This is a genomic window from Burkholderia sp. MS389, assembly GCF_016899425.1.
Lineage (GTDB): Bacteria > Pseudomonadota > Gammaproteobacteria > Burkholderiales > Burkholderiaceae > Burkholderia > Burkholderia sola.
The window spans coordinates 1,455,463-1,480,262 of sequence record NZ_CP045995.1 but is presented as its reverse complement, the minus strand read 5'-3'; the positions used below and the strand labels follow the sequence as shown (position 1 = coordinate 1,480,262).

At 68.3% G+C, this 24,800-nt stretch carries 17 protein-coding genes; 8 read left to right on the top strand and 9 right to left on the bottom strand.

The window, feature by feature from the left end; genetic code table 11:
- From GJG85_RS22995 to GJG85_RS22980, 4 genes are read left to right on the top strand one after another with little or no spacing between them, the layout of a single operon-like run.
- Positions 1-312 carry a sarcosine oxidase subunit delta gene (locus tag GJG85_RS22995; RefSeq protein WP_204384456.1) on the top strand — a complete coding sequence of 104 codons (312 nt, stop codon included), beginning with the start codon at positions 1-3 and terminating at the stop codon, positions 310-312.
- Positions 309-3,320 (top strand): sarcosine oxidase subunit alpha family protein, encoded by a 3,012-nt coding sequence (locus GJG85_RS22990; RefSeq protein WP_089489663.1) that lies wholly within the window; start codon positions 309-311, stop codon positions 3,318-3,320. Before GJG85_RS22995 ends, GJG85_RS22990 begins: the two co-directional genes overlap by 4 nt.
- Entirely contained in the window at positions 3,310-3,942 is a 633-nt protein-coding gene (locus tag GJG85_RS22985) for a sarcosine oxidase subunit gamma (protein WP_050012237.1), read from the top strand. Before GJG85_RS22990 ends, GJG85_RS22985 begins: the two co-directional genes overlap by 11 nt.
- Positions 3,939-4,379 (top strand): dihydroneopterin aldolase, encoded by a 441-nt coding sequence (locus GJG85_RS22980; RefSeq protein ID WP_204384455.1) that lies wholly within the window; start codon positions 3,939-3,941, stop codon positions 4,377-4,379. The genes GJG85_RS22985 and GJG85_RS22980 overlap by 4 nt, the downstream gene beginning before the upstream one ends.
- 181 nt (positions 4,380-4,560) lie before the next feature.
- On the opposite strand, the gene GJG85_RS22975 is transcribed toward GJG85_RS22980, so the two are convergent.
- The 7 genes from GJG85_RS22975 to GJG85_RS22945 all read right to left on the bottom strand — a co-directional run bounded on the left by GJG85_RS22975 (position 4,561) and on the right by GJG85_RS22945 (position 10,071).
- Positions 4,561-4,977 carry a lysozyme inhibitor LprI family protein gene (locus GJG85_RS22975; protein ID WP_080334165.1) on the bottom strand — a complete coding sequence of 139 codons (417 nt, stop codon included), beginning with the start codon at positions 4,975-4,977 and terminating at the stop codon, positions 4,561-4,563.
- Between the two features lie 3 nt (positions 4,978-4,980).
- Positions 4,981-5,673: a lytic transglycosylase domain-containing protein gene (locus tag GJG85_RS22970; RefSeq protein WP_050012239.1), complete on the bottom strand. Its 693-nt coding sequence runs from the start codon at positions 5,671-5,673 to the stop codon at positions 4,981-4,983.
- Between the two features lie 157 nt (positions 5,674-5,830).
- On the bottom strand, positions 5,831-6,226 hold the full coding sequence (gene arr / locus GJG85_RS22965; protein WP_050012240.1) for an NAD(+)--rifampin ADP-ribosyltransferase: 396 nt from the start codon (positions 6,224-6,226) through the stop codon (positions 5,831-5,833).
- Between the two features lie 32 nt (positions 6,227-6,258).
- The gene (locus GJG85_RS22960) at positions 6,259-7,026 is read right to left on the bottom strand and encodes an ABC transporter permease (RefSeq protein ID WP_050012241.1); all 768 of its coding nucleotides are present in this window, start codon (positions 7,024-7,026) and stop codon (positions 6,259-6,261) included.
- A complete protein-coding gene (locus GJG85_RS22955) occupies positions 7,023-7,976 on the bottom strand; it encodes an ABC transporter ATP-binding protein (protein ID WP_050012242.1) in 954 nt (317 codons plus the stop codon). The genes GJG85_RS22960 and GJG85_RS22955 overlap by 4 nt, the downstream gene beginning before the upstream one ends.
- Positions 7,973-9,151 (bottom strand): ABC transporter permease, encoded by a 1,179-nt coding sequence (locus tag GJG85_RS22950; RefSeq protein WP_050012243.1) that lies wholly within the window; start codon positions 9,149-9,151, stop codon positions 7,973-7,975. Before GJG85_RS22950 ends, GJG85_RS22955 begins: the two co-directional genes overlap by 4 nt.
- Positions 9,148-10,071, bottom strand: a complete 924-nt coding sequence (locus GJG85_RS22945; RefSeq protein WP_089489659.1) for an ABC transporter substrate-binding protein — start codon at positions 10,069-10,071, stop codon at positions 9,148-9,150. The genes GJG85_RS22950 and GJG85_RS22945 overlap by 4 nt, the downstream gene beginning before the upstream one ends.
- A 165-nt stretch (positions 10,072-10,236) precedes the next feature.
- Between GJG85_RS22945 and GJG85_RS22940 the strand changes: the two genes are divergently transcribed.
- Positions 10,237-11,166: a 2-hydroxyacid dehydrogenase gene (locus tag GJG85_RS22940; RefSeq protein WP_050012245.1), complete on the top strand. Its 930-nt coding sequence runs from the start codon at positions 10,237-10,239 to the stop codon at positions 11,164-11,166.
- Between the two features lie 236 nt (positions 11,167-11,402).
- Here the strand turns inward: GJG85_RS22940 and GJG85_RS22930 are convergent, their stop codons facing one another.
- Entirely contained in the window at positions 11,403-13,373 is a 1,971-nt protein-coding gene (locus tag GJG85_RS22930) for a Xaa-Pro dipeptidyl-peptidase (protein ID WP_050012247.1), read from the bottom strand.
- A 552-nt stretch (positions 13,374-13,925) separates the two neighbouring features.
- Between GJG85_RS22930 and GJG85_RS22925 the strand changes: the two genes are divergently transcribed.
- The gene (locus tag GJG85_RS22925) at positions 13,926-14,738 is read left to right on the top strand and encodes a hypothetical protein (protein WP_050012248.1); all 813 of its coding nucleotides are present in this window, start codon (positions 13,926-13,928) and stop codon (positions 14,736-14,738) included.
- A 17-nt stretch (positions 14,739-14,755) separates the two neighbouring features.
- On the opposite strand, the gene GJG85_RS22920 is transcribed toward GJG85_RS22925, so the two are convergent.
- Entirely contained in the window at positions 14,756-16,009 is a 1,254-nt protein-coding gene (locus GJG85_RS22920; RefSeq protein WP_204384453.1) for a lipoprotein-releasing ABC transporter permease subunit, read from the bottom strand.
- A 313-nt stretch (positions 16,010-16,322) separates the two neighbouring features.
- On the opposite strand from GJG85_RS22920, the gene GJG85_RS22915 reads away from it, so the two are divergent.
- A complete protein-coding gene (locus tag GJG85_RS22915) occupies positions 16,323-22,319 on the top strand; it encodes an alpha-2-macroglobulin (protein ID WP_204384451.1) in 5,997 nt (1,998 codons plus the stop codon).
- A 54-nt stretch (positions 22,320-22,373) separates the two neighbouring features.
- Positions 22,374-24,797 carry a penicillin-binding protein 1C gene (pbpC, locus tag GJG85_RS22910; RefSeq protein ID WP_089489656.1) on the top strand — a complete coding sequence of 808 codons (2,424 nt, stop codon included), beginning with the start codon at positions 22,374-22,376 and terminating at the stop codon, positions 24,795-24,797.
- The last annotated feature ends 3 nt before the right edge of the window (positions 24,798-24,800 follow it).

The following is a 24,800-nucleotide window of genomic DNA, read 5'->3' as shown; positions in this document are numbered from 1 at the left end:
ATGTTGCTGATCGAATGTCCGTGGTGCGGGCCGCGCGCCGAATCCGAGTTTACGTGCGGCGGTGAAGCCGACATCGTGCGCCCGGTGGCGAACGAGACCATGACCGACCGCGAATGGGGCGAATACGTGTTCATGCGCGAGAACAAGCGCGGGCTGCACAAGGAGCAATGGCTGCATGCGCAGGGCTGCCGCCGCTGGTTCAAGGTCACGCGCGACACGGTGACCTACGATATCAAGGGCTACGAAAAGTTCGGCGGGGCTGCCAATGGCGCCGCTGCCGGCAACGCACACGAAGAGGGCACCAGCAAATGAGCCAGAAAGACCGCCTCGGCACCGGTGGCCGCATCAATCGCGCGATTCCGTTGACGTTTACGTTCAACGGCCGCACGTATCAGGGCTTCCAGGGCGACACGCTCGCGTCCGCGCTGCTCGCGAACGGCGTGCACTTCGTCGCGCGCAGCTTCAAGTACCACCGTCCGCGCGGAATCGTGACGGCGGACGTCGCGGAACCGAATGCCGTCGTGCAGCTCGAAACCGGCCCGTACACCGTGCCTAACGCGCGCGCGACCGAGATCGAGCTGTACCAGGGGCTCGTCGCGACGAGCGTGAACGCGGAGCCGACGCTCGAGAACGACAAGTACGCGATCAACCAGAAGTTCTCGCGCTTCATGCCGGCCGGGTTCTACTACAAGACCTTCATGTGGCCGCGCAACATGTGGCCGAAGTACGAAGAGAAGATCCGCGAAGCGGCCGGCCTCGGCAAGGCGCCCGAGGTGCTCGACGCCGATCGCTACGACAAGTGCTACGCGCACTGCGACGTGCTCGTGGTCGGCGGTGGCCCGTCGGGCCTCGCCGCCGCGCATGCGGCCGCCACGGCCGGCGCACGCGTGATCCTCGTCGACGACCAGCGCGAACTCGGCGGCAGCCTGCTGTCGTGCCGCGCGGAGATCGACGCGAAGCCCGCGCTGCAATGGGTCGAGAAGATCGAGGCCGAGCTGCGCAAGCTGCCCGACGTGACGATCCTGTCGCGCAGCACCGCGTTCGGCTATCAGGACCACAACCTCGTGACGGTCACGCAGCGCCTGACCGATCACCTGCCGGTGTCGATGCGCAAGGGCACGCGCGAACTGCTGTGGAAGGTCCGTGCGAAGCGCGTGATTCTCGCGACCGGCGCGCACGAGCGGCCGATCGTATTCGGCAACAACGACCTGCCGGGCGTAATGCTGGCGGGCGCGGTGTCGACCTACGTGCATCGCTTCGGCGTGATGCCGGGCCGCAACGTGGTCGTGTTCACGAACAACGACCGTGCATACCAGACCGCGCTCGACCTGAAGGCGTGCGGCGCGAAGGTAACGGTCGTCGATTCGCGCGCGTCGTCGAACGGCGCGCTGCCGGCGGCGGCCAAGCGGCAGGGCGTGACGGTGATGAGCGGTGCGGTCGTCACGGCCGCTTCGGGCAAGTGGCGCGTATCGTCGGTCGACGTCGCGTCCTACTCGAACGGCCAGACCGGCGGCAAGATGCAGTCGCTGCCGTGCGACCTCGTCGCGATGTCGGGCGGCTTCAGCCCGGTGCTGCACCTGTTCGCGCAGTCGGGCGGCAAGGCGTGCTGGAACGACGAGAAGGCGTGCTTCCTGCCGGGCAAGCCCGTGCAGGCGGAAGCGAGCATCGGTGCGGCGGCCGGCGAATTCGGGCTGGCCCGTGCGCTGCGGCTCGCGGTCGATGCGGGCGTGGAAGCGGCGAAGGCCGCGGGCTTCACGGCCGCGCAGCGCCCCGTCGCGCCGCAGGTCGCGGAAACCGTCGAAGGTGCGCTGCAGCCGTTGTGGCTCGTCGGCAGCCGCGAGGCCGCCGCACGTGGGCCGAAGCAGTTCGTCGACTTCCAGAACGACGTCGCAGCCGCCGACATCCTGCTCGCCGCGCGCGAAGGCTTCGAGTCGGTCGAGCACGTGAAGCGTTACACGGCGATGGGCTTCGGCACCGACCAGGGCAAGCTCGGCAACATCAACGGGATGGCGATTCTCGCGGGCGCGCTCGGCAAGACGATTCCGGAAACGGGTACGACGACGTTCCGCCCGAACTACACGCCCGTGTCGTTCGGTACGTTCGCGGGCCGCGAGACGGGCGATTTCCTCGACCCGATCCGCAAGACGGCCGTGCACGAATGGCACGTCGAGCACGGCGCGATGTTCGAGGACGTCGGCAACTGGAAGCGGCCGTGGTATTTCCCGAAGAACGGCGAGGATCTCCATGCGGCCGTGAAGCGCGAATGTCTCGCGGTGCGCAACAGCGTCGGCATCCTCGACGCGTCGACGCTCGGCAAGATCGACATCCAGGGCCCGGACGCGGTGAAGCTGCTGAACTGGATGTACACGAACCCGTGGAACAAGCTCGAAGTGGGCAAGTGCCGCTACGGGCTGATGCTCGACGAAAACGGGATGGTGTTCGACGACGGTGTGACCGTGCGCCTCGCCGACCAGCATTTCATGATGACGACCACCACCGGCGGCGCGGCGCGCGTGCTGACGTGGCTCGAGCGCTGGCTGCAGACCGAATGGCCCGACATGAAGGTGCGGCTCGCGTCCGTCACCGATCACTGGGCGACGTTCGCGGTGGTCGGCCCGAAGAGCCGCAAGGTCGTGCAGAAGGTGTGCCAGGACATCGACTTCGGCAATGAAGCGTTCCCGTTCATGAGCTATCGCAACGGCACCGTCGCCGGCGCGAAGGCGCGCGTGATGCGGATCAGCTTCTCGGGCGAGTTGGCCTACGAAGTGAACGTGCCGGCGAATGCGGGCCGCGCGGTGTGGGAAGCGCTGATGGCGGCCGGCGCCGAGTTCGACATCACGCCGTACGGCACCGAAACGATGCACGTGCTGCGCGCGGAGAAGGGCTACATCATCGTCGGCCAGGATACCGACGGCTCGATCACGCCGTTCGACCTCGGGATGGGCGGGGTCGTCGCGAAGTCGAAGGACTTCCTCGGCAAGCGCTCGCTGTCGCGTTCGGATACCGCGAAGGAAGGCCGCAAGCAGTTCGTCGGCCTGCTGACCGAAGACGAACAGTTCGTGCTGCCGGAAGGCGCGCAGATCATCGCGAAGGACACGCAGGTGTCGGCCACCGATCCGACGCCGATGATCGGCCACGTGACGTCGAGCTACTACAGCCCGATCCTGAAGCGCTCGATCGCGCTCGCGGTGGTGAAGGGCGGCCTGAACAAGATGGGCGAGAGCGTCGTGATTCCGCTGGCCAACGGCAAGCGCATCACCGCGAAGATCTCGAGCCCGGTTTTCTACGATACCGAAGGGGTGCGTCAGCATGTGGAATGAAACGAGAAACCAGACGCAGGTGGCGGGCGCGGGCGGCGTGACGCTTGAATCGCCGTTCGTCGGCGCGGCCGACGTGCTGAAGCCGCACCAGGCGCGCGCTTCGAAGAAGTTCACGCTGCGCGAGCGGCCGTTCCTCGATCTCGTCAACGTGCGCGGCGAGTTGGGCGATCCGGCATTCGTCGCCGCGTTCGAGCGCGTGGTCGGCTGCCGGCCGCCCGCGGAGCCGAACACGGTGGCGCGCGGCGCCGAGTACGACGTGCTGTGGCTCGGCCCCGACGAATGGCTCGTGCGGTCGAACGGGCCGGTGCAGGCCGGCGTGCTCGAGGCGAAGCTGGCCGAGGCCGTGCAGGGCTTGTACGCGGCGGCCGTCGACGTCGGCAGCGGCTACACGGTCGTCGAGATCACCGGCGAACGCGTGCGCGACGTGATCGCGCGCGGCTGCCCGCTCGATCTGCATCCGCGCGTGTTCAAGCCGGGCCAGTGCGCGCAGTCGCACTACTTCAAGTCGCCGATCACGCTGATCCCGACCGGCGACGACACGTTCGAGATCGTCCTGCGCCGCAGCTTCGCCGACTATTTCGTGCGCATCATGCTCGACGCCGCGGCGCCGCTCGCATCATGAAGCCGTTCGACGAACCGTTCGTGGCGATCGACGCGCCGCGCCTGCGCGGGCGCGGCTGGAGCGTGTTCGTCGACGAACTGAAGGTGCCCGCGCGAATCGGCATTCATGCGCACGAGCATGAAGCGCCGCAGCCGATCGTGATCGACGCGCGGCTCGGGTATCGCTGCGAGCCGAGCGAGCAGGGCGAGTGGATCGATTACGACGGCTACTGCGCGCACGTCGCGTCGTTTCTGTCGCACAAGCCGCATACGCGGTTGCTGGAGACGCTCGTTGCAGATATCGCGGTGCTGTCGTTTCGCGAATGGCCGGCGCTGGAGTCGCTGACGCTGTCGGTGTACAAGCCGAAGATCCGGCCGGGGACGAAGCGCGTGGGTGTGTCGCTGGACTGGACGCGCGGGGATTACCTGCGGTGGACGGGGGCGGCGGGGCAGCTTTGATCAGAGGGGGCCGGATCAAGGCACGAGGGAGGTGATCCGGTGACGCCATGGGGCGGCGGCGCGAATGCGCCGCCGTACTCGTTTACAGTTCCTGAAATATGAGAAGAATGGGCTACCGCTGGCCTTTGGCGTTTTTGTTCCTGAAATATCGGAACAATTGGCGATATGGCACGGCCGGCGGTCAGTTCGGCTGCGTCAGTTGCGCTTCCCACTTCTTCAGGATGCGCACGCGTGCCTGACTGAAATCCACCCAACAGTTGAGCCAGGCGTCACTCGGAATCGTCTGCTGCGGATTGGCGGTCTTCACGTAGTCACAAGTATCGCCGGCAAAGGCGGCCCAACTCGTCTGCGATTTCGCGAGTCGGGCGGCAGCGTCGGGGTTGCGTTGGCGCAGCTTGCGAGCGAGCGACCGGTACGCGCTGTCCACTTGCTGCTGCTGCTGATCGAGCACGCAGCGCCGCACGGCTTCCATCGTCGGCCCTGCCTGTTCGCAGTCGACGGCAGCGAAAGCCGATACAGGGCCGCCCGACAGCGCGACAATGGCGAACAGCCGGACCGCGCGGCGTCGGGCCGGGGCCGTGCGAACGGGGGTGCCCATTGCTTACTTCGCGTTGCGGTTCGCGGCCGGCGCCGCTGACGGATCGCTGACCGGCACCATGTGCGCCTTCGCGTTGTTCGCATCGTTCGCGGTATTCGCACTTTTCGCATCGTCATCGGGTTCGAGCACGAACCGGAACGAATCGACCCGCTGCATCACTTTCGCCGCATACGCACTGGATCCGCCGCTGTAGCTCCTCAACCCGGCCTGCACGTTGCCGCCGGCCGCTTTCACATAGCCCGACAGAATGCGCGAGCCGACCTCGACGTTCGCATTCGGCTCGGTCAGGTCCTTCACGTCGCGCAGCATGCCGCGGTGCGCGGACGGCACGACCTGCATCAATCCGGTCGCGCCATGCTGGCCGCGCGCCTTTTCCTGGAAGCGCGATTCGATCGAAATAATCGCGTAAACGAGTGCCGGCGGCAGCGAATATTTCGTCGCAGTGACGCTCACGATATCGGCGAGCTTCGCGGCCTTTTCTCTTGCGACGCCGAATTTCTTCGTCAGGTAGGACGTGATGCGGCGGTTTGCTTCGTTGGGCTGATCGTTGGTGCTCGCGAGCGGCGCGGGCGCGGCAGCCGGCGCCGATGCCAGTGCATCGGGCGCGGAAGCAGGCAAAGCGGGCGCCTGCTGCGCCGCGGCCTGTTGCGCAATGCCGAGCGAAAGCACGATCAGCCAGAAGAACCGTCGTCGCATGGTCGAGTGCGGGGAAATGGGAGGCGCATAGTATATCGACCAATCGCGGCGCGTGGTCGAGCGCCGGCTCGAATGAAAGCGACGTGTAGGCTTGTCACGTTCGCGATCATCTACGTGCCGATCGTTGCGCGGACACGCATCGGAGTCCGGACGCGCGCTAGTTGATGATCTCGCCGATGCCGGTTTCGATGCGGATTCTGAGCTGCTGGATGAACGCCGGATCGTACGGTTCCCAGCTATCGAGTTCGCCAACGATCTTCAAAGGCGATGTGCTTCGATACGATCGCGTCGGATTGCCCGGGAATTTCTTGTCCGTGACGTTCGGGTCGTTTTCGAATTCGCCGGTGGGTTCGACGATGTAGACCCGCGGCCGGCCATCGCCTTTGGCCATGTCCGCAGCCAGGCCGGCGCCTTTGGGCAGGGCCGTGAAATAAATGTGATTCATCACGACGTCATCCCGATAATTCGATCTGAAGCCTGCCGTCAGCAAGTCGCCGGTCCGCAGATCCGCTTTCGTGCCATGAAAAAACGGGCCGGTGTCCAGGGCAGCCATGGTTTCCCCTTCGAAAAATTTTGCGACGGCTGCTACGCGCGCCGCGCGCTCGCCACCCGCGCGATCGCGCCGATCGCATCGCTGACGAGCACCGCGAGCAAGCCGACGATCACGCCGCCTTGCAGCACGAACGCGGTGTTCGACGTCTGCAGGCCCGCGATGATCACGTCGCCGAGCCCGCGCGCGGCGACCGTCGAGCCGATCGTCGCGGTGCCGAGATTGATCACGACCGCGAGGCGGATGCCGTTGACGATCACCGGGAACGCGAGCGGCAGCTCGACGGACACCAGCTGCTGCCAGCCGCTCATCCCCATCCCGCGCGCGGCGTCGACGACGTCGCGCGGCACGTCCTCGATCCCCGCGATCGTGCTTTCGAAAACCGGCAGGAGCCCGTACAAAACGAGCGCGATCAGCACGGGTTTCAGGCCGAAGCCGACTGCCGGCACGGCCAGCGCGAGCACGGCGACCGGCGGGAAGGTCTGGCCGATATCGACGACGCTGCGCGCGACCGGCAGGAAATCCGCACCGAACGGCCGCGTGACCGCGATGCCGGCCGCGACCGCGACGATCGTGCCGATCAGGCTCGACAGCGCGACCGTGCCGAGATGCGCGAGCGTGAGATCGAGCAGGCTCGCGCGATCGTAGATCACCGGCGCGCCGTTGTCCGCGAACGGCGCGAACAGACCCTGCAGCCACACGGGGCGCAACAGCAGCACGAGCAGCAGCGCGAGCGCGGCCGCGCGGGCGACGTACGCGGGAAGCGACGACCGCTTGGGTCCCATGCTGCCGCGCGTCGTCATGCGGGCTGCCTCGCGTGTGAACGGATCGCGTCGAGCGTGATGCGGCGGGGGCCGTGTGCGTGGCGGTAGCCGTCGGCCGTATCGTCGACGGGTAGCGCATCGACGCCGCGCCACAACAATTCGGACACCGCATCGCGCAGCGTGCGCGTCGCCGCGATCGGTTCGCCGTCGGCGTGGCCGGCTTCGGCCACGGCGTCGATCGGCGTGAGCGCGAGCAGGCGCAGCGGCCGATCGACGCCCGCGACGAGCTGTTCGACGACACCCGCCGCCGGCTTGCCGAGAATCTCGGCCGGCGACGCGACCTGCAGCAGCCGGCCGCCGTCCATCACCGCGATCGTGTCGCCGAGCTTCAGCGCTTCCTCGATATCGTGCGTGACGATCACGACCGTGATGCCGAGGCGGCGCTGCAGCGCGAACAGATCGTCCTGCGCCTTGTTGCGGATGATCGGATCGAGCGCGCCGAATGGTTCGTCCATCAGCAGCATCGCAGGCTCGGCCGCAAGGGCGCGCGCAACGCCGACGCGCTGCTGCTGGCCGCCCGACAGTTCGTGCGGGAGCTTGCCCGCGAATTCGGCCGGCGCGAGATGGAACAGGTCGAGCAGTTCGTTCACGCGGGCGTCGATGCGCTCCGCCGGCCAGCCGAGCAGGCGCGGCACGGTCGCGATGTTGCGCGCGACGCTCCAGTGCGGAAACAGCCCGTGCCCCTGGATCGCATAGCCGATGCCGCGGCGTAGTTGCTCGGGTGCGACGGTCGCCGTATCGACGCCGTCGATGCGAATCGTGCCGCTGGTCGGCGCGATCAGCCGGTTGATCATGCGCAAGAGCGTCGACTTGCCGCTGCCCGATGCGCCGACGAGCGCGGTGATCGTGCCGCGTTGCATCGTCAGCGATACGTCGTCGACGGCGATCGCGTCGCCGAAGCGTTTGCCGACTCGTTCGATCTCGATCATCCTGCACGCCCCTTCGCGAGCGACGTCGCGGCTTCGAACACGACCGCGGCCGCCAGTGCGAGCGCGATCGTCGGGATCGCGCCGAGCAGCACGAGATCGGCGGCCGATTGCCCGATCCCCTGGAAGATGAAGGTGCCGAACCCGCCGCCGCCGATCAGCGCGGCCACCGCGGTCAGCCCGATGTTCTGCACGAGCACGATGCGCACGCCGCTCAGGATCACCGGCAGCGCGAGCACGAGATCGACGCGCAGCAGCCGCTGCGCACGCGTCATGCCCATCGCGCGCGCGGCTTCGGTCACGTGCGGCGGCACCTGTTCGAGCCCGACCACGACGCTCGATGCGATCGGCAGCAGCGAGTAGAGGAACAGCGCAAGCACGGCCGGCGCGACCCCGATGCCGCGGATGCCGAGCGCGGCCGCGAGCGGCACGTGCGTGGCGAGCAGGCCGAGCGGCGCCATCATCAGCCCGTACATCGCGATGCTGGGGATCGTCTGCACGATATTGAGCGCAGGCATCGCGACGGTGCGCACCGTCGCGATGCGCGCGCAGGCGATGCCGAGCGGCACGCCCGCGACGAGCGCGGCGGCGACCGAGCCGCCCGCGAGCGACATGTGACGGATCGCTTCGCGCCAGAAATCGTCGCTGCGCACCGCGTATTCGCGCATCACGGAGAGGCCGTCCCACCAGCCGCTCGCAAGCGGCACCGAAACCGCTGCTATCGCGACGGCGAGCGCGGCGAGGCGCCGCCACGGGCCGAACGCGAGGCGCGCGAGCGCGTCGGCGATCAGCACGGCCCATGCGAACAGCAGCAGCCAGACGCCGGCGTCGGGCGACACGCGGGCCAGCATGTCGTCGGGTGCGACGACATGCGCCGCGGCCGCGCCGACCGCATACGCGAGCGTCGCGAGCCCCGTACAGCCGGCCGCGAGCCGCCACGCGGGACGGCTCGCCGTCATCACCCACAGCGCGCCGACGGTCCACAGCGCGGCGAGCACGGCGCCCTGCATCGGCGGCAACGCGGCGAACACCGACAGCCCGGTGCCGGCCGCGATCCGGTTCGGCCGCAGCACCGCGAACGACAGCCCGAACACCGCGACGATCGTCAGCATGCCGATCAGGATGCCGACCTTGTCGAGCGTGACGCGCCGCGCGGACGCTGCCGCGCGCGCCGTCATTTCACGAAACCCTTCGCTTTCAGGTAGCTTTTCGCGACGCCGGCCGCCGGCTCGCCGTTGAGCTGGATGCGGGCGTTCAGCGATTGCAGCGTTTTCAGGTCGAGGCTCGCGAACACGGGCTTCAGCAAGTCGGCGATCTGCGGATGCGCTTTCAGCGCGGCTTCGCGGATCACCGGCGCCGGCGCGTAGACGGGCTGCACGTGCTTGTCGTCGTCGAGCACCGCGAGGCCGCTCGACGCGATGCCGCCGTCGGTGCCGTAGACCATCGCCGCGTTCACGCCGTCGGTCTGGTTCGCGGCGGCCTTGATCGTCGCGGCCGTGTCGCCGCCGGACAGCACGACGAGCTGCTCGGGCTTCAGCTTGAAGCCGTACGCTTTCTCGAACGACGGCAGCGCGGACGCGCTGTTCACGAATTCGGCCGAGGCCGCGAGCTTCACCTTGCCGCCGCTGGCCACCCACTTGCCGAAGTCGGAGAAGGTCTTCAGGTGCTGCGACTGCGCGACGGGCGCGAGCAGCGCGACGCCCCACGTGTTGTTCGCGGGCGCCGGTGCGAGCCACACGAGATGGTTCGCCGCGTAGTCGAGTTGCTTCGCGGTGTCGTAGCCTTGGCTCGCGTTCTTCCACACCGGATCGTCGGCCTTGTTGAAGAAGAACGCGGCGTTGCCCGTGTATTCGGGGTAGACGTCGATCTCGCCGCTCGTGAGCGCCTTGCGCACGATCGGCGTCGTGCCGAGCGCGATCTTCTCGGTGACGGGAATGCCGTGGGCCTTCAGCACCTGTGAAATGAGGTTGCCGAGCAGGTTGCCTTCGGTGTCGATCTTCGACGACACCACGACGGGCGTGTCGGCGTGCGCGCCGGGCGCCACGATCGCGGCGGCGAACGCGAGGCCCAGGATCCGGGCGGGCAGGGCGAGCTTCATCGGGGCCAATCTCCAGGAGGGGGCGTACGCCGAAAGTTACTTGACTGAGCGGGCTTTGGCAAACCGCGTGCGGCGGCGTGTCCACAGCCGATGTGAGGATAACCCGCAACCGCCGTACGGGCTTGTTACACTGGAATTCACTCCCGCCTGCGGACATTTGCCGACATGAAGCCCGAGCTGCTGGTCCTCATCGCATTGCGCGGCGACGCGCATCGCGAGATCGTCGCGTCGTTCGACGTGCGTTATGCCCCGACCCCCGACGCGCGCGAACGCGCGATCGCCGAACACGGCAGCACGATTCGCGCGGTGCTGACCAACGGCAGCACGGGGCTGACCGCCGCCGAGATCGACCGGCTGCCGCAGCTCACGTTCGTCAGCGCGCTCGGCGCGGGCTACGAGCACATCGACGTCGCGCACGCGAAGGCGCGCGGCATTGTCGTAGTCACGGGCGCCGGCACCAACGACGATTGCGTCGCCGATCACGCGTTCGCGCTGCTGCTCGCGGCGGTGCGCAACGTCGTGCAGCTCGATGCGAAGACCCGCGCGGGCGTGTGGCGCGACGGGCTGTCGATGCCGCCGAACGTGTCGGGCAAGAAGCTCGGCATCGTCGGGCTCGGCAAGATCGGCGAGAAATGCGCGCGTCGCGCGGTCGGCTTCGACATCGAGATCGGTTATCACAACCGGTCGGAGAAGCCCGTGCCGTACCGCTATTTCGACCGGGTCGACGCGCTCGCGCAGTGGGCCGATTTCCTGATCGTCGCGACGCCGGGCGGCGCGGGCACGCGGCATCTGATCGATCGGACCGTGCTCGACGCACTCGGCCCCGGCGGTTTTCTCGTCAACGTATCGCGCGGCAGCGTTGTCGATACCGCTGCTTTGGCGGACGCGCTGCGCGAGCGGCGCATCGCGGGCGCGGGGCTCGACGTGTACGAAGGCGAACCCGAGCCGCCGCGCGCGCTGACGGATCTCGACAGCGTCGTGCTGACACCGCACATGGGCGGCTGGTCGCCCGAGGCGCTCGATCGTTCGGTGCGGCAGTTTCTCGACAACGCGGCGCGGCACTTCGCGGGGCAGCCGGTGTTGACGCCGGTGTGAGCGCCGGGCGGCGGCGTCTACTCAGTTCGCCTGCCTGCAGAATTCCCAGTAGAAATCCGGCAGATTCGCCGGCTTGTCGGCATCGAGATCGATCCAGCCGAACTGGTTGTGCTCGTCGCTCAGCACGATTTCGTGACGATCGGCCTGACACTCCTTTCATCTAGCGATCCCCCGCCCGCATCGACGGGCATGCGGGCGGGGGACGCGGCGCCGTTACGCCGGCAGACGGCGCACGATTACGCGCCCGTCGACGGCGACGCCAGCGGCACCGTCACCGACGTGCCGGCCGGATCGAGCGTCAGCCCGGTGCCCGGCGTCGGCCGCAACGTCGCTTCATAGTCGCTGGAGAGGACGACGAGTCCCAGCCGGTGGCCTGCTTCCAACTGGTAGTCGCGCGGCATGAACGTCAGCTTCAGGTCGTACGGCATGCCGGGCAGCACCGGTTGCGACACCCACTCGGACAGCCGGTTGCGCGGGTCGGTCCATGCGCGCGTGACGATCGTCGCCGTGCCGTCCGGCGCACGGTCGACCAGTAGCGCCGTCACGTTCGCGACGCCCGTGAAGGTCAGCCTGACGCGCGCGGTCGCGGTGCCGGACAGGCGTGCCGCGGCCGTCAGCGGTGCGGTCTCGAAGCGGCTGCGGTTTTCGCCGGTCGGCGTGTTCGCCAGCGTGAGCGCGGGAATGCGCGCATCGTCGGTGAAGCGCGCGAGCGGGCCGCCGCTCGGCAGTCGCAGCAGCGTGCCGGTGCTCGCGCCGTCGCCGCCGGCGAAGTACGTGACCGGCGTCGCGTGGCGCGCGGCCCAGTCGGCTTCCTTCAGCAGCGTGCCGTCCGCCTGCGCGACCACCGCGCGCGGATCCTGCTCGACGCCGTTGTCATAGCCGATCAGGTAGCGCGTGAACCACCGGTTCACCTCCGCCGTCCACGCGTCGGCCATCGCCGGCACGCGGGTCGGATCGGTGTGCTTCAGGCGATGCAGCCACAGCTGGGTCGGCACGCCCTGACGTCGCATCGCCAGATACCACGACGTCGACTGGTCGACGCGCACGTTGTCGTCGGTCAGCCCTTGCGCGACGAGCGCCGGCGCGACCGCGAACGCGGTCGGAATGTCGCGCGCGGCCCAGAACGGCGAATAGTCGCCGGTCTTGCGGTCTTCCTGCTGCAGCGCTTCGTCGATCAGGTGCGTGCAACGCTCCGGATGCGCGTTCGTCAGCAGCGCCTTGATGTACACGTCGACATCCTCGCCCTGATAGCCTTCCGGCGCGCGCACGAGGCCGCCCGAGCGGTAGTAGCCGTACATGTTCGACAGCCCCGCGATCGGCACGATCGCGTCGAGCCCGCGCGTGCGCAGGCTCGCGACCATCTTCGGCAGCGTGCCGTCGTACGACACGCCGTACATGCCGACGTGGCCGGTCGACCAGTTCGCGACGACCGTCTTGCCGTTCGCGTCCTTCGCGGTCGCGTCGCGGCCGAGCCAGCGGATCACCGACGCCATCGCGACCGATTCGTCGCGCGTCAGGATCGTCGGGCAGCCATCCGAGCCGGCGGTGCCGAGCGAATCCGCATAGACGATCGTGAAGCCGCGCGGCACGAAGTAGCTCTCGATCCATGAACGGCCGGCGGCGGCCGCCTCGAGCTGCTGCAGCATCCGGGTTTGCGGTGCGGCGGCGAGGATGCGCGTGGATGCCGATGCCGCGGCGCCGGCGGTCGAGGCCGGATGCGGCGTGCCGTCGAGTTCGACGTCGACGTCGTGGTTCGGGCTGTCGGCGAGCCCCGCGTAATACGGGCTCGCGAGCACGATGACGGGCGTGCGCGCGCCGTTCGCCGTTTCGGACGGCCGCACGATGCGCACGTGGATGCGGTCGCGCGTGCCGTCGCCGTCGGAATCGACCGGCGTGTCGACCCACGCGTTCTCTTCGATCGTGCCGCCGGACAGCGACGGCTGCACCTGGCCGTTGCTGATCACCGGCTTGTAGCGGCCGCCGCTCGCCGGATTCGCGTAAGGCACGCCGGACGGCGAAAAGCGCGACGCGAGCGATTGCGTATTGGACTGATCGGCCGCGGCGGCGGCCCCCGCCTGTTGGCCCTGCGCGAGCGCTGACACGCCCGCCACGCTGCCGCCGTCGTCGCCGCCGCACGCGGCGAGCGTCGCGGCCGCCACGAGCGCGGGCAGCCATGCGCGCCGTACTCCGGTTCGATGAATGTTCATGGAATCGACCTCGTCTCTTGTGTTTGTCTGGAACCGGCCGGCTCGCGATACGCCCCCTGCGGCCTGGCCGGGTGCTGCGTCGGATGAAGCGGAACTGCACCATCAAAAACGGCGGACGAGATGGATAAGGATCTCGCCCGGTGCCGGCGTGCGTCGGGCGGCGCGCATCCGGCCGGCGTCGAGGCGAGCGCATCGCCCCGAACGGGAATCGTCAGTGCGGCGGTTCGCTACGAATACAGGAGTGCGAATCAAATGCGGGCATGCCCTGGCTTCCTTCAGGTTTCGGATGAAACGGAACGGCACGATGCGATGAGGCGGGAGTGTTGCGAACGACGGTGCTGCAACGGCAGGAAAGCGCGACGCGAGTCGGCACGCTGGCCGGATTGCTTTCCGGAAGCTTGCGCAAAAGTTATCTCAGTGAAATGTTCGTGTCAAACTTTTTTAGCTTGAATCAAACAAAGTTTCGATATGGGTGCGCATGTGTGCTCAACTTCCCGGCAATCCGTCCGTAAACAGGGAAAAACAGGCTGAAAACGAGAGAGAAAGAGGGCAATGACGATACCGGTTACGGCGGCGGGCGGCCTTACGCTCGCGCAAATGGCGCAGGCGGCGCTCGCCGGGCGCGAGACGCCGGACACGACGGCGTCCGGCGCGCAGCAAGACACGCCGATCAGCGTCCGGGCAATCGATCCGGACGCGCTGCAGGCGGCGATGACGAAACAGTTGTCGATGGTGGGCGATTTGACGATGAAGCTGCGCGGCGTGACCGATATGCTCGCGACGAGCCTGCAGGACATCGTCGCGAAGCGGCCGGACTTGGCCGATGCGCCGTTCGACTTCATGACCGACGACGGCCGGATCAAGGTCGTGTCGAAGACGATGACGGACAGCGATCGCGCGTGGATCGAGTCGACGCTGAATTCGAACGCCGGCCTCGTGCTCGCGACGCGCGATTTTCACGAGCAGGCCGTCGATATCGCCGCGCAAGGTGCGGCCGTGCGCGGCGACGCGTTCACGGACAGCGATCGCGCGGCGGCGAGCCAGGGCGCCGACGCACGCTTTCACTTCATGAGCCTGCTCAACCGGTCGGTCGCGGACAACCCGCCGCCCGTGCCGCCCGGCGGGCACTTCACCACGCAGGACGGCACGACGCTGACGATCGAGCCGTCGGCCGGCACGGCGCGCGGCACGCTCGCGCTGCTGAGCACCGCGCGCCAGTTGTCGTCGGGTGCGGCGATTTTCGTCGACGCATCCGGCAACACGTCCTACGGCATGCGTATGGAACTCGTCAACGTCGGCTTCGACGTGCTCGCCGGCTACACGCCCGACGGCGGCAGCAGCGTCGGTTTCCACGAGACCGCGTAACGCCGCGCCAATGGCCTCTACTCGTCGCGCAGCGCCTCGGCCGGCCGCACCCGCGCGGCGCGCCAGCTCGGGTACAGCGTCGCGACGCACGACATCAGGAACGCGGCCGACGCAATCTCGATCACGTCGAGCGCCGACAGCTTCGACGGCAGCGCGCTGAGGAAATACACGGACGGCGTCAGGAAGCGGATGTCGAGCAACTGTTCGACCGCCGGCAGCACCACCGGGATGCTCACCGCGATCGCGCAGCCGAGCGCGACGCCCGCCAGCGTGCCGGCGAGGCCGATCGTCATTCCCTGGATCGCGAAGATCTTCATGATCGCGCGGGGCGGCGCGCCGAGCGTGCGCAGGATCGCGATGTCGCCCTGCTTCTGCGTGACCGTCATCACGAGCGACGACACGAGGTTGAACGCGGCGACCGCGACGATCAGCATCAGGATCAGCGACAGCATCCGCTTCTGCAGCCGCTCGGCTTCGAACCACGTGCGGTTCTGCTGCGTCCAGTCGCGGATATACAGGTTGCCCGACAGCGTGCGCGACAGCGCCAGCGCGATCTCCGGCGCGCGCTGCAGATCGTCGACGCGCAGCCGGATGCCGGTCGGCGCGCGCACGTTGGCCAGTTGCTGCGCGTCGCGGATGTGGATGTACGCGAGCGCGCTGTCGTACTGGTAGTGGCCCGACTCGAACGTGCCGACCACGTTGAACTGGCGGAACCGCGGCAGCGCGTCGCCCAGGCGCGCGGCATTGCCGGGCGCGAAGAACGTGATGCGGTCGCCGATCTTCACGTGCAGCGCATCGGCGAGCGCCGCGCCGAGCACGATGCCCATCTCGCCCGGTACGAGCGCGTCGAGGCGGCCCGTCTTCAGCTTGCGCGCGATCTCGGACACGCGCGGCTCGAGCACGGGATCGATGCCGCGCAGCGCGACGCCGGTCACGTTGCCCGCGTTCGTCAGCAGCGCCTGCGCGTCGATATAGGGCGCGACCGCGCGCACCGCAGCATTCTGTAACGATTCGTGCGCGGTGAGCCGCCAGTCGGGCATCGCGCCGGACGGCGAGAAGATTTCCACATGCGCGAGCACCGACAGCATCCGGTCGCGCACCTCGGTGCGAAAGCCGTTCATCACCGACAGCACGACGATCAGCGCGGCCACGCCGAGCGCGATGCCGGCCATCGCGGCGCCGGCGATGAACGACACGAAGCCGTCGCCGGCCGAGCGCCGGCCGCCGCGCGCGTAGCGCAGCCCGATCTGCCATTCGAACGGGAGTTTCAAGCGGTTTCCTTTCGTTTCGATTCGATCCTGCCGAGCCGCGCATTCTAGCGAACGCGGCGCGGCCGCGTGCGGAGGCCGGACATCGGCGGCCCGCCATCCGCCCGATGCCCGCCCGACCGGCCGGTCACCGGCGGGCGTTGCGCGCCGGCACACCGCTGTTTCCATCGTTTCGGGTCTGATCGATAATGGCGCCCAGCATCCGGTCGAAGATACCCAATCATCACGGCGCAACCGGGCCGCGCCGTCACAGACCCATAACGATTCGGGGAAGGTTGCCGCTTGGGCAGCATGTCCTTGACAAGGAAATAACAAAATGGATTTGCTGCGTTTCCTGCTGCTCCTGCCGATTCGCGCGGCGGGCTTCGTCTGGTGGCTGCTCGGCTGCGCGCTGCGGCCGCTGGTCGGCGACGTGTCGTGGACGGCGCCCGCATGGATGGGCGTCACCGCCGCGGCCGTGCGCCGCCGCCCGTGGCATGCCGGCGGCATCGTGCTGCTCGCGGCCGCGCTCGGTTACGGCGGCTACTGGTTCAAGCATCGCCCGAAGCCGCCGGAGCCCGAAACCGTCGGCTTCACCGTGAAGGCGCCGGCGATCACGACCTACGAGGTCGACGACACCGACAAGCCGAAGATCACCGTGCATCCGCTGGAAGTGGCGTTCTCGCGATCGGCCGCGCCGATCGAACAGGTCGGCAAGCCGGCCGGCGACGGCATCGAGATGACACCCGCGCTGAAGGGCGCGTGGGAGTGGGCCGACGACAAGACGCTGCGCTTCACGCCGGCGGCCGACTGGCCGGTCGGCGCGCACGTCGAGGTGCGCTTCGCCGTGCATCGCGTGTTCGCGCCGCAGGCGACGATGCGCGACGATCGTTTCGCGTTCGACGTGCCGGCGTTCGCCGCGACGTTCGGCGACAACCAGTTCTACCAGAACCCCGACAATCCGGCGGAGAAGCAGGCGCTGCTGCAGTTGCGCTTCAACTACCCGGTCGATCCGGCCGAGTTCGAGAAGCGCATCGGCCTCGCGCTGGTCGGCCGCGACGGCAAGACCGTGTCGCCGCTGCGCTATACGGTCAACTACGACAAGATGAAGACGAGCGCGTGGGTCTACTCGCAGCCGCTCGACATTCCGCGCGATCCGCTGGCAGTGCGGCTCGACGTCGACAAGGGCGTGAAGAGCGCGCGAGGCGGCAACGGCACGCCGGATGTGCTGCACGCGTCGGTCGACGTGCCGGGGCTGTACAGCCTGTCGATCGGCAATATCGCGCCGACGCTGGTCGACAACGAGCGTTACGAGCCGGAGCAGGTGCTCGTCGCCGAAGCGTCCGACGGCGTGCGCAGCGCGGAGCTGGCCGCGCGCGCGAAGGCGTGGGTGTTGCCGAAGCGCAAGCCGGGTGTCGATCAGTCGGCCGACGATCCGCCGTACGAATGGAACCTGGCCGACGTCAGCGACGCGGTGCTGAAGCAGTCGAAGCCGCTGCCGCTCGAAGCGGTGCCCACCGAGAACGACTACGCGACGCTGCAAAGCTTCAAGTATCACGCGACGCCGGGCGATCGTATCGTCGTGCGAATCGAGGGCAACCTTAAATCGGCCGGCGGTTACCTGCTCGCCGAGGCGGCGACGACCGCGTTCACGGTGCCCGACTATCCGAAGCTGCTGCGCTTCATGGCTGATGGCTCGCTGCTGTCGATGAGCGGCAGCAAGCGGCTGTCGGTCGTGTCGCGCAACCTGCCGGGGATGAAGGTCGAGATCGGCCGCGTGCTGCCCGACCAGATCCAGCATCTCGTGAGCTTCAACAACGGCACGTACGCGCGGCCCGAACTGTCGTATTCGTTCAGCGAGGATCACATCGTCGAGCGTTTCGTGCAGACTCGCGCGTTCCCGGCCGGCGACCCGGGCCGCGCCCATTACGAAGGCGTCGACCTCGGCCAGTATCTGAAGGACGGCAAGCGCGGCGTGTTCCTGCTGCACCTGTCGAAGTACGATCCGGCGGCCGAGAAGAAGAAGGCCGACGATGCGAAGGATGGCGACGCGGCGTCCGATGACGGCAGCCACGATCAGTCCGACAACGCCGATTCGGGCGACAGCAGCGGCAACGGCGACGACGGCGACGACGCACTCGGCGACACGCGGCTGATCGTCGTGACCGATCTCGGGATGCTGGTCAAGAAGGCGCTGGATGGCAGCCAGGACGTGTTCATCCAGTCGATCCGCTCGGGCAAGCCGGTTGCGGGCGCAACCGTATCGGTACTCGCGGTGAACGGCCAGGCGCTGTTCACGCAGACCACCAGCGCCGACGGCGTCGTGCATTTCCCCGCGTTCAAGGGGCTCGACCGCGAGAAGCGTCCGCAGCTCTACGTCGTGAAGAAGGACACCGACCTGTCGTTCCTGCCGGTGGCCGGCCGCGACCGCCAGCTCGACTTCTCGCGCTTCGACGTCGACGGCGAACGCAACGCGACGGGCCAGGGGCAATTGTCCGCGTACCTGTTCTCGGATCGCGGGCTGTACCGACCCGGCGATCCATTCCATATCGGCCTGATCGTGCGTGCGGCCAACTGGGCGCGCAGCCCGGCCGGCGTGCCGCTGCAGGCGGAGATCGTCGACCCGCGCGGGATGACCGTCGAGCGCAAGCCGGTGACCGTCGACGCGACCGGTTTCACCGAGATCGGCTACACGACCGCCGAAACGGCGCCGACCGGTACGTGGACGGTCAATCTGTACATCGTGAAGGACGGCCAGCCGGGCGCCGAGCCGATCGGCAGCACGACGGTGCAGGTGAAGGAATTCCTGCCCGACCGGATGAAGGTCGACGCGAAGCTGTCGCAGCAGGTCGTCGAAGGGTGGGTGAAGCCGAAGGGGCTGAAGGGCATCGTCGATGCGCAGAACCTGTTCGGCACGCCGGCCGAGAAACGCCGCGTCGCGGCGACGCTGACGCTGCGCCCCGTGTGGCCGTCGTTCCGCAGCTGGCAGGGGTATCACTTCTTCGACGCACGCCGCGCGAAGGAGGGCTACACGACCGCGCTGCAGGACGGCACGACCGACGACAAGGGCCATGCCGAATTCGATCTCGATCTCGACAAGTACGCGGACGCGACCTATCAGCTCTACTTCCAGGCGAAGGCGTATGAAGCGGAAGGCGGCCGCAACGTCGCCGCGAACGCGCAGACGCTCGTGTCGAACAACGACTGGCTCGTCGGCTACAAGTCGGTCGACGATCTCGGCTACGTGAAGCGCGGCAGCCCGCGCACGGTGCGGCTCGTCGCGATCGATCCGGGCGCGAAGGCGATCGACGTGAAGGACCTGCGCGCGCAGCTCGTCGAGCAGCGTTACGTGTCGGTGCTGACGAAGCAGGATTCCGGCGCGTACAAATACGATTCGCGGCTGAAGGAAGTGCCGGTCGACGAGAAGCCGCTGTCGATTCCGGCAGCCGGGCTCGACTACGCGCTGCGCACCGACAAGCCGGGCAGCTATGCGCTCGTGATCCGCCGCGTCGATGGCGCCGCGGTGAACCGGATCGAGTATTCGGTCACGGGTGCCGCGAACGTCACGCGTTCGCTCGACCGCAACGCGGAGCTTCAGGTAAGCCTCGCGAAGCACGACTTCAAGCCGGGCGAACAGGTGGAAATCGCGATCCGCGCGCCTTACGCGGGCAGCGGCCTGATCACGATCGAGCGCGACAAGGTGTATGCACATGCGTGGTTCCATGCGGACACGACGAGCTCGATTCAGCACATCACGGTGCCGGCCGGCTTCGAAGGCAACGGCTACATCAACGTCCAATACATTCGCGATCCGTCGTCGGACGAGATCTTCATGAGCCCGCTGAGCTACGGCGTCGTGCCGTTCTCGGTGAACCTCGATGCGCGCCGCAACGCGGTGAGCGTCGATGCGCCGGCGCTCGTGAAGCCGGGCGATACCGTCAACTTCACCGTGCATTCGGCGAAGCCCGCGAAGGTCGTGGTGTTCGCGGTCGACGAGGGCATCCTGCAGGTCGCGCGCTACAAGCTCGGCGATCCGCTGAAGTTCTTCTTCCGCAAGCGGATGCTCGAAGTCGGCACGTCGCAGATCCTCGACCTGATCCTGCCGGACTTCGAGAAGCTGATGGCGATGGCCGCGCCCGGCGGCGACGCCGACGACGCGATCGGCCGCCAGTTGAATCCGTTCAAGCGCAAGCGCGACAAGCCGGTCGTCTACTGGTCGGGGATCGTCGACGTGAACGGCGACACGCGCCTGAGCTACACGGTGCCCGACTACTTCAACGGAAAGCTGCGCGTGATGGCCGTGTCGGTGTCGCCGGATCTCGTCGGCACGTTCGAAGGCGCGACGACGGTGCGCGGCGATTTCGTGCTGTCGCCGAACGTGCCGACGACGCTCGCGCCGGGCGACGAGGCCGACGTCAGCGTCGGTGTCGCGAACAACCTGACGGGCGTCGGCAACCAGCCGGTGCCGGTCGCGGTCACGCTGAAGACGGGCCCGCAGTTGCAGGTGATCGGGCCGGCGACGCAGAACGTCGCGCTCGCGCCGCAGCACGAAGGCGTCGCGCTGTTCCGCGTGAAGGCGACCGATACGCTCGGCTCCGGCGCGCTGTCGTTCGGCGCGCGCTACGGCGCGAAGGGTGCGCAGCAGCGTGTCGACGTGTCGGTGCGGCCGGCCGCCGCGTTCCGCACGCAGCTCGACATCGCGCGGCTCGACCCGGGCAAGAAGACGGGCGTGCCGAACCTGCGGTCGATGTACGACGCGTATGCGTCGCGCGACGCGAGTATTTCCACCGCGCCGCTGGTGCTGACCGAAGGGTTGTCGTCGTATCTCGTCAACTTCGAGCATTCCTGCAGCGAGCAGATGGTGAGCGCGGCCGTGCCGCGCGTGTTCGCGGCGAAATGGCTGTCGGCGCGCGCACTGACGAGCGCGATGCATGCGCCCGAGGCTGGCGTCGATGCGGCGAATGCGAGCGCGATCGCGCAGTTCCTCGGCGTGCTCCACAGTCGGCAGAACGCGCAGGGCGGCTTCGGCTTGTGGAGCGCGACGCCCGATGCCGATCCGTTCGTGTCCGCGTATGCGATGCACGTGCTGCTGGATGCGCGCGAGCGCGGCATCGCGGTGCCGAAGGACATGCTCGACGCGGGCAACGCGTATTTGCAGCGGCTCGCCGCGAACGATTCGCTCGGCTCGCTCGACCTGTTGCGGCAGCGCGCGTACGCGGTGTACCTGCTGACGCGCCAGGGCAACGTGACGACCAACAGCCTCGCGGCCGTGCAGAAGCGGCTGCAGGCGGCCTATCCGAACGACTGGAACAACGATCTCGCGGCCGCGTGGCTCGCCGCGTCGTATCAGTTGCTGAAGCAGGACAAGGAGGCCGCCGCGCTGATTGCCGGCCCGCAGGCGTTGCTCGAACGCAAGCGCGCGTCCGACGGCGGTGACGCGGCCGGCTACTACATCGACCCGCTGACGCGCGATGCGAGCGTGCTGTACCTGCTCGCGAAGCACTTCCCGGAGCGCGTGCGCAAGCTGTCGCCGCGCGCGATGGACAACCTCGCCGCGCCGCTCGTCGACAACCGCTACAACACGCTGTCGTCGGCGATGACGATTCTCGCGCTCGACGCGTATGCGGCGTCGAACGCGGGCCAGCTCGACCGGCTCGCGATCAACGAGGTGCGCGCGGGCGCAGCGCCGAAGGACGTGTCGTCGATTCAGGCGAACCTCGTGCGCTCGGGCACGTGGGCGGCCGGCGCGTCGCGCGTCGACTTCGTGAACGGCAGCGCGCTGCCGGCGTGGTGGGTCGCGAGCCAGTCGGGCTACGACCGCGGCACGTCGACGAAGGCGATCAGGAACGGGCTGGAGATCGTGCGCGACTACACGGATACCGACGGCAAGCCGCTCGCGAGGATCGCGCTCGGCCAGGAGATCGACGTACACCTGAAGATTCGCGCGACCGGTTCGGCGAACGTCGGCAACGTCGCGATCGTCGACCTGCTGCCGGGCGGCTTCGATCCGGTGATCGCGCCGCCGCCGGTGACCGATACGCAGGACGGCAACGGCGACGGCAGTGCGTCGGCGCCGGTGGCCGATGCACCGTGGCATTCGCCGATCGGCGTGAAGGGCTCGACGTGGCAGCCGCAGTTCGCCGATATCCGCGAGGATCGCGTGGTGATCTACGGCACCGCGACGACCGACGTGCGCGAGTTCGTCTACCGGATCAAGGCGAGCAACGCGGGCCGCTTCATTGCACCGCCCGCTTACGGCGAATCGATGTACGACCGCCGCGTGCAGGCGCAGGCGCCGGGCGGCACGGCGCTGACGGTGGAGCGCGTGCGATGACGGGGCGGTTTCATCCGCGTTGCAGGTCGCGCACGTCGCCAGGAGCGGCCGCGCGTGGCTGACGCATCCGTGCTCCGGCGCGCGCTGCACGGCGCCGGCCGCTGGCTGCATCGCTGGCAGAACTGGCTCGTCGGCGCGCTGCTCGGATTCGGCGTGCTGGCCGCGTGCCGGCTGTGGCCGCATCCGCCGCTGCGCGACTGGAAACCGTCGTCGGTCGCGGTGACGGACGCTCAAGGCCGGCTGCTGCGCCTGACGCTCGCGAAGGACGACCGCTACCGGCTGTGGGTGCCGCTCGACCGGATGTCGCCGCAACTCGTCGAAGCGGTGATGCTGCACGAGGACCGCTGGTTCCGGTGGCATCCGGGTTTCAATCCGTACGGGCTCGCGCGCGGTGCGTGGATCACGTACGTGCGCGGCGGCAATCCGCAGGGCGGCTCCACGCTGACGATGCAGCTCGCGCGCTCGCTGTGGAAGCTGAACACGCGCACGCCGGCCGGAAAGCTCGAGCAGGTTGCCCGCGCGGTGCAGCTCGAACTGTTCTACTCGAAGCGGCAGATTCTCGAAGCGTATCTGAACGACGCGCCGTACGGCCGCAACGTCGAAGGCGCGGGCACCGCGAGCGTCGTCTATTTCGACCGGATGCCGGACGCGCTGACGTTGCCCGAAGCGCTCGCGCTCGCGGTGATTCCGCAGGACCCGGCGCGACGCGTGCGCGGCGGGCAGGACGAGATCAACCGTGCGCTGGCCGCGTCGCGCAATCGGCTCTATGCGCGCTGGCTGACGAAGCACCCGGGCGATGCGTCGCTCAAGCCGTTGTTCGCGTTGCCGCTCGCGATGCGGCCGCTGTCCGCGCTGCCGTTCGACGCGCCGCATGCGGTCGACCAGGCGCTGGCCGCGCGCAGCGCGTGGCGTACGACGTCGAGCGGCGCGGCGGACGGTGGCAACCGCGACGGCGATGGCGGCGCCCGTCTTGCGATGACGCTCGATCTCGACCTGCAACGCACGCTCGAACGGCAGATTTCACGCTACGTCGCGCGCAACGATACGCGCGGCGTGCGCAACGCGGCGGCCATCCTCGTCGATACGCGCGACATGGGCGTGAAGGCGCTGGTCGGCTCCGCGAACTTCTTCGACCGGACGATCGACGGGCAGGTGAACGGCACGCTCGCGCGGCGCTCGCCGGGCTCGACGCTCAAGCCGTTCATCTATGCGCTCGGCTTCGACCAGGGCGTGCTGCATCCGCAGACCGTGCTGCGCGACGTGCCGACGTCGTTCGGCCCGTATGCGCCGGAGAACTTCGACGGTCATTTCCTCGGGCCGATCACGGCGACCGACGCGCTGAACCGCAGCCGCAACGTGCCGGCCGTATGGGTCGCGTCGCAGCTCAAGTCGCCCGACCTGTACCGGTTCCTGCAGGACGCCGGCGTGCGCCGGCTCGCAAGCGCGCAGCACTACGGGCTCGCGCTCGTGCTCGGCGGCGGTGAAGTGACGATGCAGGATCTCGCGGCGCTGTACGCGATGCTCGCGAACCGCGGCGAGTTCCGGCCGCTGCGGCTGCGCGCGGACGAGCCGGCATTGCCCGGCCGGCGCCTGCTCAGCGCCGAAGCGAGCTACATGACGATGGACATGCTGCGCCAGCACCTGCGCCCCGACGAGACGAGCGGCGCGCAGCCGTCGAGCGTGCCCGTGTACTGGAAGACCGGCACGTCATGGTCGTTCCGCGACGCGTGGACGGCCGGCGTGTTCGGCCCGTACGTGCTGGTCGTGTGGGTCGGCAATTTCGACAATTCGACCAATACCGCGTTCGTCGGTGTCGATGCGGCCGCGCCGCTGTTCTTTCAGGTCGTCGATGCGCTGAATGCCGAGCGGGCCGTCGTCGAGCCGCCGCGCGCGGTGCCGCCGAAACTGAAGCGCGTGCGCATCTGCCTCGCGAGCGGCGATCTGCCGAACGAGTGGTGTCCGCAGCAAGGCTGGACGTGGTTCATCCCCGGCACGTCGCCGATCCGGGTGAGCACCGTGCACCGGCCCGTCGTGATCGACGACGCGACGGGGAAGGCCGCGTGCCCGCCGTACGACGGCAAGCGCACGCATACGGAGGTCTTCGAGTTCTGGCCGTCGGACTTGCAGCAGGTGTTCGCGCAGGCCGGCATTCCGCGCCGGCGGCCGCCGCAGAATGCGGATTGTCGCGATGCCGGGCAGGTCGAAGGCGACCCGCCGCGCATCACGTCGCCGCTGCGCGGCAGTACGTATGCGATGCGCGTGAAAAGCACCGACGACACGCGCATCGCGTTCAACGCGACCGCCGATGCGAGCGCGCATGCGCTGTACTGGTTCGTCAACGACGCGTATGTCGGCCGCAGCGGGCCGGGCGACGCGCTGTTCTGGCAGCCGCGCACGGCCGGCAGCTATACGGTGCGGGTGGTCGACGATCACGGGCGCAGCGACCAGCGGCCGCTGGGCGTGGGACTGGAGCAGTAGCGC

Coding starts and splice junctions, on each gene's coding strand:
- GJG85_RS22985 (WP_050012237.1), top strand. CDS start 3,310: ATGTGGAATGAAACGAGAAACCAGACGCAGGTGGCGGGCGCGGGCGGC.
- arr (WP_050012240.1), bottom strand. CDS start 6,226: ATGGCTGCCCTGGACACCGGCCCGTTTTTTCATGGCACGAAAGCGGAT.
- GJG85_RS22915 (WP_204384451.1), top strand. CDS start 16,323: ATGGATTTGCTGCGTTTCCTGCTGCTCCTGCCGATTCGCGCGGCGGGC.
- GJG85_RS22950 (WP_050012243.1), bottom strand. CDS start 9,151: ATGACGGCGCGCGCGGCAGCGTCCGCGCGGCGCGTCACGCTCGACAAG.
- GJG85_RS22955 (WP_050012242.1), bottom strand. CDS start 7,976: ATGATCGAGATCGAACGAGTCGGCAAACGCTTCGGCGACGCGATCGCC.
- GJG85_RS22925 (WP_050012248.1), top strand. CDS start 13,926: ATGACGATACCGGTTACGGCGGCGGGCGGCCTTACGCTCGCGCAAATG.
- GJG85_RS22995 (WP_204384456.1), top strand. CDS start 1: ATGTTGCTGATCGAATGTCCGTGGTGCGGGCCGCGCGCCGAATCCGAG.
- GJG85_RS22975 (WP_080334165.1), bottom strand. CDS start 4,977: ATGGGCACCCCCGTTCGCACGGCCCCGGCCCGACGCCGCGCGGTCCGG.
- GJG85_RS22960 (WP_050012241.1), bottom strand. CDS start 7,026: ATGACGACGCGCGGCAGCATGGGACCCAAGCGGTCGTCGCTTCCCGCG.
- GJG85_RS22940 (WP_050012245.1), top strand. CDS start 10,237: ATGAAGCCCGAGCTGCTGGTCCTCATCGCATTGCGCGGCGACGCGCAT.
- GJG85_RS22980 (WP_204384455.1), top strand. CDS start 3,939: ATGAAGCCGTTCGACGAACCGTTCGTGGCGATCGACGCGCCGCGCCTG.
- GJG85_RS22945 (WP_089489659.1), bottom strand. CDS start 10,071: ATGAAGCTCGCCCTGCCCGCCCGGATCCTGGGCCTCGCGTTCGCCGCC.
- GJG85_RS22990 (WP_089489663.1), top strand. CDS start 309: ATGAGCCAGAAAGACCGCCTCGGCACCGGTGGCCGCATCAATCGCGCG.
- GJG85_RS22930 (WP_050012247.1), bottom strand. CDS start 13,373: ATGAACATTCATCGAACCGGAGTACGGCGCGCATGGCTGCCCGCGCTC.
- GJG85_RS22970 (WP_050012239.1), bottom strand. CDS start 5,673: ATGCGACGACGGTTCTTCTGGCTGATCGTGCTTTCGCTCGGCATTGCG.